A 13835-nucleotide genomic window follows, 5' to 3' on the forward strand; every position below is an offset into this window, starting at 1 on the left:
TCCGGGCGTCAGCGGACGCCCTCGGACGAATGCGCGACGGTCTGGTTCTGCTGGTCACGCTGGGCCACCCAATGCTCGATCAGCTCGCGTAGCTGCGACAACTCCACCGGCTTGGCCATGTGCCCGTCCATCCCGGCTTGGCGGGCGCGTTCCTTGTGCTCGGCCAGGATGTGGGCGGTGAGCGCCACCACGGGAGTGCGGGTCCGCTGGTTGCCCATTTCCCAGGCGCGCAATTGCTGGGTGGCGGAAAACCCGTCGAGGATCGGCATTTCGCAGTCCATCAGGACCAGGTCGTAACGCTGCTCCTTCATGGCCTTGAGGGCTTCTTCGCCGTTGCTGGCGGTGTCGGGTTGCAGGTTGAGCTTGCCGAGCATGCCGCGGATGACCTTGGTGGAGATGCTGTTGTCCTCGGCCACCAGGATGCGGAAATCGCTCGGCACTTTCACCGGGAGGGGAGGGCCGGCGTTCACCTGTACATTCGTCGCCTGGCCCCGGTTGCGCTGGTTCAGCTCGTCCGCCAGGGTGGTCTTGAGGGTATAGCCGGCCACCGGTTTGGCGAGGATGCGCTTGACCCCGCTGTTGCGTGCCACGATCTTGCTCGGTGCATTGCTGATACCGGTGAGCATGATCAACAGGATGTCGTGGTTCAGGCTCGGGTCTTCCTTGATCTTGGCCGCCAGTTGCATGCCGGTCATGCCTGGCATGTTCTGGTCCAGCAACACCACGTCGAAATAATCGCGCAGGTGCGCCTTGGTGCGCAGCAGCGCCAGGGCTTCCTTGCCCGATGGCACTGCACTGACGTTCAGGCCCCAGGCGCTGCACTGTTGCACCAGTACTTTGCGGCAGGTGTCGTTGTCGTCGACGATCAATACCCGCGCCCCTTGCAGCGGGCCATCGAGGTCGGCAGTCGGATGTTCGAGGCGATCCGGGTCCAGCGGCAAGGTCAGCCACAAGGTACTGCCCTGGTTGCTGCCGCTTTTGATACCGAATTCCCCGTGCATCAGGATGATCAACTGACGGGCGATGACCAGGCCCAGGTTGCCCCCCAGGCGCGTGGCCGACAGGAAATTCTTGCTATGCAGCTCGGCGTGCATCAGCGTGTCGCGCTCTTCGGCGTCCATCGGCGTCCCGCTGTCCTGCACGGCGATGCGCAGGCGCGGCTGATTGCTGCGCTCGTCGAGGGCGACGACGATCAGCACTTCGCCCTCGTCGGTTTTCTTCAGGGCGTTTTCCAGCAGGCTCAGCAGCGCCTGGCGCAGTCGCGTCGGGTCACCGCTGATCACTCGCGGCACCTGGGGCTGGATGAAACTGATCAGCTCGACATTCTGCTGTTCGGCCTTGGCGCGGAAGATACTCAGGCAATCCTCGATCAGTGCATTGAGGTCGAACTGCACGTCGTCCAGTTCGATCTGCCCGGATTCGAGCCGGGAGATGTCGAGGATCTCGTTGATCAGGGTCAGCAGTTCATTGCCGGCGCTGTGGATCGTCTGCACGTAGTCGCGTTGCTTGACCGACAACGGCGTGCCCAGCAGCAGTTCGGTCATGCCCAGCACGCCGTTCATCGGGGTGCGGATCTCGTGGCTGATCTTGGCCAGGAACTCGGCCTTGGCATTGATCTCGGCATTGCTCGCCGCCAGGTCGCGGCTGATGCTGAACCGGCTTTCGTTGATCGAGCGCTGGCGCTCGCCCAGGGCGACACTCATCAACAGGCCGCTGATGCAGATGAAGATCAGCAGGGTGATGATCAAGCCCTGGGGAGGAACCTCCGTGAGCCCTTGCAGTGCCGGAAGGATGATCAGCGTGCCCAGGTTGAAGACCACCATGGCCGCGACGAACAGCCGGGCTGGGCGGTAGCCCTTTTGCCAGTGCCAGGCGCTGACGAGCAGCATGCTCAGGCCGGCCAGGGCCACGAGGGCATAGGTCATGATATTGAGCGGCAGCGTATTGACGAACAACAGCAACAGGCTGCACAGCATGACGAGCACGATGTCCCCCAGCAGCAGCCGATTCAACGGGTGCGGCCCCAGGGGCGCGAAGAAACGGTAGGCGAACATCAGGCCGCAGGGCGCCGTCAGCAACAAGGCCAGGTAGGCTCCGGGCGTCTGGACGGCTGGCCAGTCGGGCAGCCAGGCTCCGGCCAGATTCAGCAACAGCGCCAGGCTGAGCATCAGCAGTCCTTCACAGGCTGCCAGCCACAGGCAACTGCGTGAACGGGTGTAGGCGTAGCGGGTAAGGTTGTGCAGCACCAGCATGGCGATGCAGCCGAACAGCAACCCATAGATCAGTGTCTGGTTCTGATCGGCCGCGGCCACGACTGCCGATTGCAAGGTGATGTAGGGGCGCAGTTCATGGCGCGAGGACAGCCGCAGGTAGACGTCCAGCGATTTGTCGCTGCGTGGCAGGGGCAGCATCAAATCGTTGCTGGGGACCGCAGGTTCGGTGTGCGGCGTGGCATTGCCGCTGACTTGCTGGTCAACCAGGGTATCGCCGTCCAGCACGTAGAGGTTCAGGCGCGACAGGTCGGGCGCGAAGATGCGCAGGATCTGTTCATGCCGGTCGGGGGCCAGGCGGAAACGCAACCACAATGCCCCGCCGGGCTCGGCGGCCTGGAGACGGTCCAGGTCGATGGGGCTGAATTGATTGGTGTAGCGGGCAGAACGGATGTCGCTCAGCGTCAGGTCGCCCTGTTCGTCGAGCAATACGGCCCAGCCACTGCCTGGCGCGGCCTGGGCCGGGAGCATGCAGAGCAACGTCAGCAAGGTGACGGTAAGGCCTATGGCAATCCTGAGCCAGCGCACGGCGAAATCCCTTCGTAGGTTGATGCCAGAGTATAACTATGCGCGGCGCCGGAACAGTCAGGCAAGGGCCGCAGACCCTTGCCTGGCTGAATGGCTGGGTTATTCCAGATTTTCGCCACGCTCGCGGGCAATGGCGCGGTAGCCAATGTCCTTGCGGTAGAAGCAACCTTCCCAGTCGATCTCGGCGGCAAGCTTGTAGGCCTGCTGCTGAGCTTCGTCGACACTGGCGCCCATGGCGGTGGCGCAAAGCACGCGACCGCCGGCGGTGACCACTTGCCCGTCCTTCAACGCCGTGCCTGCATGGAAGACCTTGCCTTCCAGGCGGGCCGCGGCATCCAGGCCCTGGATCGCGCTACCCTTGGCGTAGTCGCCGGGGTAACCGCCAGCCGCCAATACGACACCGACGCTTGGGCGCGGGTCCCATTGGGCTTCGACCTTGTCCAGTGCCTGGGCCAGTGCGGCCTCGACCAGCAGGACCAGGCTCGATTGCAGGCGCAGCATCACCGGCTGGGTCTCAGGATCGCCGAAACGGCAGTTGAATTCGATGACTTTTGGGTTACCAGCCTTGTCGATCATCAGGCCGGCATAGAGGAAACCGGTGTAGACGTTGCCTTCCTCGGCCATGCCGCGCACGGTCGGCCAGATCACCTGGTCCATGACGCGCTGGTGTACTTGGGCGGTCACCACCGGGGCCGGGGAGTAGGCACCCATGCCGCCGGTGTTCGGGCCGCTGTCGCCGTCGCCGACACGCTTGTGGTCCTGGCTGGTGGCCATTGGCAGGACGTTCTTGCCATCGACCATAACGATGAAGCTGGCTTCCTCGCCGTCGAGGAACTCTTCGATCACCACGCGGGAACCGGCGTCACCGAAGGCGTTGCCGGCGAGCATGTCGCGCACGGCGTCTTCGGCTTCGGCCAGGGTCATGGCAACGATCACACCTTTACCGGCAGCCAGGCCGTCGGCCTTGATCACGATCGGTGCGCCTTTCTCGCGCAGGTACGCCAGGGCCGGTTCGATTTCGGTGAAGTTCTGGTAGTCGGCGGTCGGGATCTTGTGACGCGCCAGGAAATCCTTGGTGAACGCTTTCGAGCCTTCCAACTGCGCGGCACCGGCGGTCGGGCCGAAGCAGTCCAGGCCACGGGAGCGGAACAGATCGACCACGCCGGCGACCAGCGGCACTTCCGGGCCGACGATGGTCAGCGAGACGTTCTTCTCGGCGAAGTCGGCCAGTTGTTCCAGGGCCAGCACGTCGATGGCGACGTTTTCGCATTTGGCTTCGATGGCGGTGCCGGCATTGCCCGGTGCCACGAAAACCTTCTGCACGCGTGGATCCTGGGCCACTTTCCAGGCCAGGGCGTGTTCGCGGCCACCGCTGCCAATGATCAAAACATTCATTTCAAAAACCTCGGATGACGCTGATGGGGCTGATCGTTCCCACGCTCTGCGTGGGAATGCCTCTACGGACGCTCTGCGTCCAGGGACGCAGAGCGTCCCGGGCTGCGTGCCCACGCAGAGCGTGGGTACGATCAAGCAAATTAGTGACGGAAGTGGCGCATGCCGGTGAATACCATCGCAATCCCTGCCTCATCAGCAGCGGCGATCACTTCGTTGTCACGCATCGAACCACCCGGCTGGATCACGGCGGTGATGCCGACCTTGGCCGCGTTGTCGATGCCGTCGCGGAACGGGAAGAACGCATCGGAGGCCATGACTGCGCCTTGTACCTGCAAGCCGGCGTGCTCAGCCTTGATGGCGGCGATGCGGGCCGAGTTCACGCGGCTCATCTGGCCGGCGCCGACACCGATGGTCTGGCGGTTCTTGGCGTAGACGATGGCGTTGGATTTTACGTACTTGGCGACTTTCCAGGCGAAGATCAGGTCGTTGATTTCCTGCTCGCTCGGGGCGCGCTTGGTCACTACTTTCAGGTCTTCGCTGCCGATCATGCCAATGTCGCGGCTCTGGACCAGCAGGCCGCCATTGACGCGCTTGTAGTCCCAGGCCGGCACACGGTCGGCCGACCATTGGCCGCAGGCCAGCAGGCGAACGTTGGCCTTGGCGGCAACGATGGCGCGGGCTTCTTCAGTGACCGAAGGGGCGATGATCACTTCGACGAACTGGCGCTCGACGATGGCCTTGGCGGTCGCGGCGTCCAGCTCACGGTTGAAGGCGATGATGCCGCCGAAGGCCGATTCGGTGTCGGTGGCGTAGGCCAGTTCGTAGGCCTGGCGGATGCCGCCCTCGGCGTCCGGGCTCACCGCCACGCCGCACGGGTTGGCGTGCTTGACGATCACGCAGGCGGGCTTGACGAAGCTCTTCACGCATTCCAGCGCGGCGTCGGTGTCGGCCACGTTGTTGAACGACAGTTCCTTGCCCTGCAACTGGGTGGCGGTGGCAATGCCGACTTCGGCAGGCTTGGCTTCCACGTAGAACGCCGCGCTCTGGTGCGGGTTCTCGCCGTAGCGCATTTCCTGGGCCTTGACGAACTGGGTGTTGAAGGTGCGCGGGAATTCGCTGCGGCCTTCGGTCGACAGGGTTTCAGCGGCCTGGTTCACGGTGCCCATGTAGTTGGCGATCATGCCGTCGTAGGCGGCGGTGTGTTCGAAGGCCTTGAGCATCAGGTCGAAACGCTGGGCGTAGGTCAGGCCGCCGGCCTTGAGGTTTTCCAGCACGCTGGCGTAGTCGCTGGCGTTGACCACGATGGCCACGTCCTTGTGGTTCTTGGCCGCCGAGCGGACCATGGTCGGGCCGCCGATGTCGATGTTCTCGATGGCAGTTGGCAGGTCGCAGCCGGGCTTGTTGATGGTGGCTTCGAACGGGTAGAGGTTGACCGCTACCAGGTCGATCGGCTTGATGCCGTGTTCGTTCATGATGGCGTCGTCGATGCCGCGACGGCCCAGGATCCCGCCGTGGATTTTCGGGTGCAGGGTCTTGACCCGACCGTCCATCATTTCTGCAAAACCGGTGTAGTCCGCGACTTCCACTGCGGCGACGCCGTTGTCCTGCAGCAGCTTGAAGGTCCCGCCGGTGGAGAGAATCTCGACGCCCAGCTGTTGCAGCTCGCGGGCGAATTCGAGGATCCCGGTCTTGTCGGAGACGCTGATCAAGGCGCGGCGGATCGGCAGGCGGGTGGTCTGGTCGGTCATTTCAATTTCCATCAAAAGCAAGGGAAGTCAGCAAAAAAGGCGACCGTTTTTTACGCGGGCGCCTTTCTGGTTTGATTGAATGCTTACAGCAGATCGTACTGCTTGAGTTTCTTGCGCAGGGTGCCGCGGTTCAGGCCCAGCAGCTCACTGGCTTTGGTCTGGTTGCCCTTGACGTAGTTCATCACGCTTTCGAGCAGAGGCGCCTCGACTTCGGAAAGCACCAGGTTGTACACATCCGTGACGGCAGCGCCCTCAAGGTGGGCGAAATAATTGTGCAGCGCCTTCTCGACACTCCCGCGAAGGGTCTGGCCTTCTTCGCTGGGCGTATTGAGGTGCTGTTTCAAATTCACGTTGTCGCTCACGGGTGTTGTTCCACTCACTAAAGTCTCGGTCATCATCGTCATGCGGCCACCCCTTCGTCCCCTGTCAGGCTCTTGTAACGCTCAGCGAAGAACGCCTGAACGTCGGCGCATTGTGCTTGCGTACCATCCAAACGATTGAAACGGGCGCGAAACTCCCTGGCGCCCGGCAGGGTTGCGAGATACCAGCCCACATGCTTGCGAGCGATGCGTACGCCCATGACTTCTCCGTAGAAGGCATGTAGCGCGGCCAGATGCTCTAGCAGAATACGTTCCACCTCGGACAACTGCGGCGCCGCGAGCTTTTCGCCCGTGCGCAGGAAGTGTTCGATCTCACGAAAAATCCATGGCCGCCCCTGGGCGGCCCGGCCGATCAACAGGCCATCGGCACCGGTCGCGTCGAGCACGTACCGGGCCTTCTCGGGCGAATCGATGTCGCCATTGGCAAACACCGGAATCGACACCGCCTGCTTGATCGCGGCGATGGTGTCGTACTCGGCGTCGCCGGTGTACAGGTCGGCACGGGTGCGGCCGTGGACCGCCAGCGCCGTGATGCCCGCCTGTTCGGCGATCTTCGCCACCACCAGGCCATTCTTGTTCTCCCGGTCCCACCCGGTGCGGATCTTCAGGGTCACCGGCACATCGACCGCGGCGACGACCGCCTGCAGGATCTCGGTGACCAGTGCTTCATCTTTCAACAGTGCCGAGCCTGCGGCCTTGTTGCAGACTTTTTTTGCCGGGCAACCCATGTTGATGTCGATGATCTGCGCCCCCAGCTCGACGTTCGCCCGGGCCGCTTCCGCCAGCATCTGTGCGTCGCCACCGGCGATCTGTACCGAGCGGGGCTCGGGATCACCTTCGTGGATCATGCGCAGACGCGATTTGCGGGTGTTCCACAAACTCATGTCGCTGGTGACCATTTCCGAAACCACCAATCCTGCACCCAGTCGCTTGCACAGCTGACGAAAGGGCTGGTCGGTGACCCCCGCCATAGGGGCGAGAATCAGGCCGTTCTGCAATGTATATGGGCCGATGCGTACCGCCGACATAGGACTTCCCTGAAGTGGGGTCGGATCATGAGACTTCGAAAAAGGGTTGGCATGATACCCGCTCTCGATGACTGGATAAAGATCGAATTGGATAAAATCTGAACAGCTATTTTGTTATCGCCAGCGGTTTGGTCTGGGTAGGGTCAGTCAGAAAGTTGCCGTCAATTGGCCGACCCTGGCCGGCTTCATTCCGGGGAATGGAAGCTCAGACTGTAGTTCACCGCTTTGGGGCCAGGGTCCAGGATATCCAGCGCGATGTGAATGGGCGTCTGGGGCGGCATTTCGCCGCGGTCCTCGAGGTCGCCACCCAGGTACTCGCCGGGCTTGAAGCGACGGCTGGCGATCAGGTGTCCGTTGAGGTCGGCAAAGCGCAGTTCCAGCAACGGAAAAGGTTGGGAGAAGGGCGCACGGTTGTAGATGATCGCGTCCACCACCAGGGCACCGCTGAACTCCGGATGGCTGCGCACCACCAGGTTGCTGCTCTTGATCTTGGCGATGTCGACCTTGGACGGTACTTCGCAGCCGATGGTCGGACAGATTTGCAGGAACCACGGCCGGTACTGGTCCTGGCGGGCCAGTTCTTCGAAATGGTAGGCGATGTACTGGCCGCCCAGGGCCGCGCTGGCGAGCAGTATCAGCAGGCCCCACAACAAGCGTCGGCCCCAGGGCGAGCGGCGTTTGCGCCAGTCCAGTTGCAACGGGTCGTCGTCCAGGTCGTGGAGGGCTTCGGCGCGTATCCCCGGCTCCTGGCGTTCCCGTGACTTGCGCAACGGTGCCAACTGCTCGGGTTCGTCGTCGTGGTCGTCGGTGGCGGACAGGCGCTCGAGGTGTTCGTCGGGCTCGTCGTCCGGCGCCAGGTGGAGAGGGGCGACAGGCTCGTCGTCCGGTTCCAGTGGTTCAAGGGCCAGGGATAGCGACGGCTCGGTGCGCGGTGGCCGGGCCGGTTCGTGGGGTTCGAACGGTTCGATGGTGTCCTGGAGGACGGCTTCGGCGCGCTCGCTGGAAGATTCGCTGTACAGGCTGTCGGGCCAGGCTTGCTGTTCGCTGGAGAGCGAGTCGCGTTGCGCGCTGAGGTTGTCTTCCCGGCGCCGGCCGGTATTTCCTGGCGCGCGATTGTCGCGCCGCTCCAGGCGCGCCAGTTCCTTGTCCAGATCATCCAGATCCAGCTCGGCAGCGCTCCATTGTTTCTGGCTGATCGCCCGGGGCGGGGCTTCGACCGCCGGCTTGGAGGTCGGCACGACGGCAGGCGCCGCTTGTTTGGCAGTGCGTTGTTCCAGCAACTGTCGTGCGGCATTGAACACTTGCAGGCACGAGCCGCAACGAACCACCCCGCGGGCCACGCTCAATTGAGCATGGCTGACGCGAAAACGGGTATGGCAATGCGGGCACTGGGTGACGAAACTGTCAGTCATGCGGCAATCCGGTGGATACAGGCGGTCATTCTAGCGCCGACGTCCGGTGATGCGCACCCAGCCATCGCGATTGGCGATCGGGTCCAGGTCAAAGTCCGCGGCATAAGCGGCGGCGACTTCTTCACCCTGTTCGGCCAAGATGCCTGACAGTGCCAGGCGTCCGCCCGGCTTGACCAGGCTCGACAGTTGCGGCGCCAGGGACACCAGCGGGCCGGCGAGGATGTTGGCCACCAGGACGTCGGCCTGGACCTGTGGCAAGTCCTGCGGCAAGTACAGCGGGAACGATGCTTCGGCAATGTTGTTTCGCCCGGCGTTGTCGCGGGACGCTTCCAGGGCCTGGACGTCGATGTCGGTGCCTACCGCTTCCCTGGCGCCCAACAGCAGCGCGGCAATCGCCAGGATCCCCGAACCGCAGCCGAAGTCGAGTACGTTGCAGCCCTTCAGGTCCTGGCCGTCGAGCCATTCCAGGCACAGTGCGGTGGTCGGGTGGGTGCCGGTGCCGAACGCCAGGCCCGGATCCAGCAGCAGGTTGACTGCGTCCGGCTCTGGCGCGGCGTGCCAGCTCGGGACGATCCACAGGCGCTGGCCGAAACGCATCGGCTGGAAATTGTCCATCCAGCTGCGTTCCCAGTCCTGGTCCTCGATCACTTCGCTGTGATGTTCGGGCAGCGGGCTGCCGGTCAGCAGCTCGAGGTGGGCCAGCACGCTGGCCGCCTCGGTGCCGCCTTCGAACAGGGCCAGCAGGTGGGTGTGGGACCACAGCGGGGTGGTGTTGAGCTCCGGCTCGAAGATCGGCTGGTCTTCGGCGTCCATGAAGGTTACCGATACGGCGCCTACTTCAAGAAACGCGTCTTCGTAGGTTTCGGCTTGTTCCGGGCTGATGGCCAGACGTACTTGCAGCCAAGGCATGGCGGGCACCTTTGGAAAAAATCTACAGGGGGCAGCGCAGGGCTGCAAAGGCGCGCAGTGTACGCCAGGTCGCCGCCAAAGTGGATAAGCGAGTCTCGCGCCATCCGGGTGGGTGTTTCGATATATATATGTATGCCATGGGCGTATCGCCGGGCGGATAAGGTGCCGGTCCACACAGCAGGGAGGAATGTGTATGGACATCACTGCCGAACGGCAAAGCAACATGGCGCGCACGGGGTCGGTCTCTTCCCCGCAGGCGGCGACTGTACAAATGACCCTGGAGAGATTGACGCGTTGGCAGGTGGCTATCGACGCGCGACTGCAAACCCAGATGAGCTTGCTGGAGGTACTGGAGGAGTACCTGCTGGTCGAGCTGCGCACCCATTATCACCAAGGCAACATCGATCCTCACTTCATTGACACCCTGCTCGACACGGTGTTGCAGCGCATGATCGATCAGAAACCACTGGTTAGCGATGAAGAGCAGGATGCGCCCTATCGCTGGCCGGACGGGGCTGACCTGGGTTTCCCGACTGAGCGCCAGGCGGTTATCGTCCAGGCGGTGGAGAGTGTCGCCTCGGGTTTTATTTATCACTACAAAGACTATTTGCGACGTCATTGGCGAATGGCGGAGCGCGACGCCTCGCTTGAAGCGCTGCTCGGGCACAAGCTCGATGAGCACATGGCTGCAGTTGAGCTGCTGTTCCAGCCTGGTCCGCTGGAGGGCCAGGGGGGCGATGAGCTCAGGGAGAAAATCGAAGCGCTCCAGCACCGCTGGCGGCAGATGAGTCAATTGACCGCATTGGCGACGACGCAGGAGCGTCAAGACCTCGAGGCCATCGCGCGTTTGCAGTTGCCTGATTGGTTGCGAGGGCTAGGCGAAGTTGATCGTAAAAAGCTGAAGGCTTTCCAGGACCAGACTACCCAGGCCCAGGCGTTGCTGGATGGGCTGCTCGATGGCCTGGCTTCGCTGCAGGCTTTTGCCCGGCACCTGGCCAAGGACTATGTCCGACGTGAACGGGACATGGAGGTCGAGCCGGACAGCATTCGAGTGCAGTTGCAATGGCGAAGTGTAATGGGGCAGCCGGTGCAAACCCGCAGCCTGAGCGAGCTGCTGGCGGCCGGTCCAGTCAGGCCGGACGCCGTGTCGGTGTTCCTGGTGGAAAACGGCGCCATGCTGCGTAACCAGCCGCTTTCCCCGGCGTTCATCAGCCAAATGCTGGCAGAGCTCGATGCCCCGGCCGGGTACCGGCAGGCATTGGTCGAGCGGTATGGCCGAGGGGATCTGAAAGACGCCATGCTCGATTGGTTCACGGCACGCTTGCAGCAAAGTGCGTTCATTGCCCGCTGTGCGGGTCACTTGACGGTGGCCAACCATGAGGCCGTCAAGGCGCTATGGGAGGGCGAGGCTTCGGCATCGTCCGTCGGCGTTCTACGGGTCAGTTGCCTGGTACTTCCAAACGCGTTGAAGTGTGCCGACTTTCTCCTGTTCCATCGCCAGGACCTGCAAGGCGACCTGCTGCTGTACGCCCCCGACAAGCCGGATGGCCAGGAGTGGATCGAATTGCCCTCGCTTTGGGCCGTGAGTGTGGAGATAGGTGCCTGGACCCGCAGCGAAGCCGGCCGCGAGTACCTGCTGCAACGGATTTCTCCAGCGGACCGAAGCGTGGCCCGGGAGTACTTTACCCGCGTGGCAGACAAGCCGGCGACATGGGATTCAAGCCAGGATCCCAGGGGCGCGGTGGAAGGTTTCAGGGCATGCCTTGAAGACATCGTAGCAAGGGGCCTGGACAACAACCTGGCGCAAGTGGAACTGGACGAAGCGCCTCGCTGGTACGCCGCCCTGCCGCTCGATGCGCGGCGAAACATCAGCACCTTGAGTCAGGAGCTGGAGGTCCATCAGCAGGTGTTCAATCAGCAGTTGGTGGGTTACGAAGTCTTCGTGGATTTCGCCAAGCGTATCGTCACGCAGGCGATTGCGCCTTACATGCGCAGCAAGGGCGTGCAGGCACCGGTCGATCCTGCGACGGTGCTCATCGACTACAACCCGGGCTTGGCAGACGGCAAGACCAAAGTCGCCAGCCTGCTGGAGCTTGCCATCCACGGGTATGACGACAACTCGGGTATCGACAATCCCAGAAAAGGTGTGCGCTCGTCGGTGGGGCAGGACCTGGGGCAGGTCCGCAGTGCGGAGCTTGCGTCCTATATCCGGCGGGCATACCTGGGTGAGCAATATGCGCGACAGGTCCGCCGCAGGTTTCTCGATGCCCGTGCCCCGGAATACGCCCAGCGGCGCAATGCCTACCGCAACCTGCTGTTGACCCGGATGGACCGTGACCTGCGTGTCGCAACGGGCAAATCCCAGTTGGGTGCCAGTGAGTTCTGGTGGCTCACCCGGCAAGTCACCCTTCTGGGTGAGTCGGTGTCGGTGTCCGGTCCGGTGTATTCGGGGAGCGTCGTGCAGCGCGAAGGAGTGATCAGGTTTTCCATCGGCGGCCATATCGTGATGGGCGCCTATGTCTTTGCCTACTTCGACCCGAAGGGCGCCTATTGGCTGTACACGCCCGATGCTCCGGACGGAGTCACGTTTCGCCGGTACCAGGACTTTTCCGGGGCGGTCGCCACGCGCTTGCATGACTATGTGCTGGAACGGGTTGCCCTCGGTGCCCGCGCGGCCGTCAGGCGTTCATTGGCGGCGCTGGCGGCGACGAGCATTGGCGTCGACACATTGCGCGAGTTCAATCGAGTGAACGATATCCAGGCGGAGTTCGATGCCTACATCGAGCGCGCCATCAGCGATGTGGAAGACGTCACCAAGAGTCGCGCCGAGGTGATCAGGCGGCAGGTCATCAAGGGGCTGCTGTTTGCATCGGCTCCCGTGTGCCTGGTTTATCCGCCCTTCGCCTTGCTGCTGGATGTCGCCTTCATTGCCGTCAGCGTCAAACAGGCCGCCGAGGCGCATGGGCAGGGCGACACGGATCGTGCGTTGGGCCACTGGTTGATGGCTTCCTGGGGCCTGTTGTTCGCAGCCTTGGGGGGCGGGACCCTTGCTCCGCTACTGGGGCGGGCAGCCAGGAGCCTGAAGCTTGTCGTGAAGCCTGTGTCACTGTCCGAGCAGCGCTTGAGACGCGTGACGCCGCTGATTGCCAAAGAGACCGGGCCAGTCATCCAGCCCATACATTTCAAGCCGAAACAGGCAGTTGGCAAAGCGCCTGAGAATCTGGAGCTGGTAACCGGGGAAAGTATCTTCCAGGGCACCTATCGCAGCCCGTCCAGCGCATCGCAGCCACACACTACTTATTACATCCGCAGTAAAGGCAAGTACTACCAGGTGAAGGAGGATCCTCACTTTGGCGGTTTGTGCCTGGTGGATGCCAGTCGCCCCGGTGCCTTGTACAACCTGCCTATCCGCAGGGTGGGGAAGGGCAAGTGGGTACACAACGACGTCGGCTTGAAAGGAGGCAATGATCAAGTGCTTGTCCTCGGCCGAGTGAGCGATCTACGGGAGGCGTTTCCCGCCCATGTCTTCCCGGACGTATCAAGGGGGGCGTTGCAGGGCGAGGCTGTGGTGGCAAGGTTCAGCGAGGCCGCGGCGGACAACTATCTGTTCTCCCTGAACGCGCAGACATGCGTGATCGCGTCGTTGTATAACCCGGCCACCAAGACAGGGGCGGTTATCCATTTCGATCACAATATCCGCGCGCTGATCGAGCGCAGCCTCCGGGACGTGACGCAACGCCTGGGAGCCAGCGCAAAGGATATTCGTTCGACCCTGGTGGGTGGCGACTGGTTGACGGGGGCGGACATCGGCGGGCGGGTCAGGTCGGCGATGCGGCGCCAGGGGCTGCGGCCCACCTGGGATCACTGGTCGTATTCGTCCTGCTTCGGCAACACCTACGGTGTATCGCTGGATTTGCGCAATGGCGTGACGTCGGTTTTCAAGACGTCCCGCACCCAGGTCGAACGCTACTACATACCGGTGCTGGCGAGGGCGAAACAGGGTTCTGATCCGGTGTCGGTGCGGGCTCGTGGGTTCATGACGCGCGTGCGCAGCGAGCCGCTGGTGGCCAATGCCAGTGGTGCCGTGCTCACCCCGCAGGGGCGGCCAGCGACTGCGGCGCAGATCGAAGCCCACGCGTTCCCTACGGTGGCGCTGAGCTGATCC

At 62.9% G+C, this 13835-nt stretch carries 8 protein-coding genes; 1 reads left to right on the plus strand and 7 read right to left on the minus strand.

Annotated features, from left to right (window positions below; genetic code table 11):
- Positions 1 to 8: 8 nt before the first annotated feature.
- The 7 genes from BLT00_RS14905 to prmA all read right to left on the minus strand — a co-directional run bounded on the left by BLT00_RS14905 (position 9) and on the right by prmA (position 9670).
- Entirely contained in the window at positions 9 to 2798 is a 2790-nt protein-coding gene (locus tag BLT00_RS14905; protein WP_063323118.1) for a hybrid sensor histidine kinase/response regulator, read from the minus strand.
- Between the two features lie 99 nt (positions 2799 to 2897).
- Complete coding sequence (gene purD / locus BLT00_RS14910) at positions 2898 to 4193, minus strand: phosphoribosylamine--glycine ligase (RefSeq protein WP_063323117.1); 1296 nt, start codon at positions 4191 to 4193, stop codon at positions 2898 to 2900.
- Between the two features lie 140 nt (positions 4194 to 4333).
- Entirely contained in the window at positions 4334 to 5941 is a 1608-nt protein-coding gene (gene purH / locus BLT00_RS14915; RefSeq protein WP_063323116.1) for a bifunctional phosphoribosylaminoimidazolecarboxamide formyltransferase/IMP cyclohydrolase, read from the minus strand.
- A gap of 83 nt (positions 5942 to 6024) precedes the next feature.
- A complete protein-coding gene (gene fis / locus BLT00_RS14920) occupies positions 6025 to 6345 on the minus strand; it encodes a DNA-binding transcriptional regulator Fis (protein ID WP_003186237.1) in 321 nt (106 codons plus the stop codon).
- A complete protein-coding gene (dusB, locus tag BLT00_RS14925) occupies positions 6342 to 7349 on the minus strand; it encodes a tRNA dihydrouridine synthase DusB (RefSeq protein WP_092147068.1) in 1008 nt (335 codons plus the stop codon). The genes fis and dusB overlap by 4 nt, the downstream gene beginning before the upstream one ends.
- A gap of 185 nt (positions 7350 to 7534) precedes the next feature.
- Complete coding sequence (locus tag BLT00_RS14930; RefSeq protein ID WP_092147070.1) at positions 7535 to 8761, minus strand: DUF3426 domain-containing protein; 1227 nt, start codon at positions 8759 to 8761, stop codon at positions 7535 to 7537.
- Between the two features lie 30 nt (positions 8762 to 8791).
- Positions 8792 to 9670, minus strand: coding sequence for a 50S ribosomal protein L11 methyltransferase (gene prmA / locus BLT00_RS14935; RefSeq protein ID WP_092147072.1), 879 nt, complete (start codon positions 9668 to 9670; stop codon positions 8792 to 8794).
- A 193-nt stretch (positions 9671 to 9863) separates the two neighbouring features.
- Here prmA and BLT00_RS14940 point away from each other — a divergent pair, with 193 nt between their 5' ends.
- Complete coding sequence (locus tag BLT00_RS14940) at positions 9864 to 13832, plus strand: DUF6543 domain-containing protein (RefSeq protein ID WP_092147074.1); 3969 nt, start codon at positions 9864 to 9866, stop codon at positions 13830 to 13832.
- Positions 13833 to 13835 lie beyond the last annotated feature (3 nt).

Source organism: Pseudomonas sp. NFACC51 (assembly GCF_900103575.1).
GTDB lineage: Bacteria > Pseudomonadota > Gammaproteobacteria > Pseudomonadales > Pseudomonadaceae > Aquipseudomonas > Aquipseudomonas fluorescens_Q.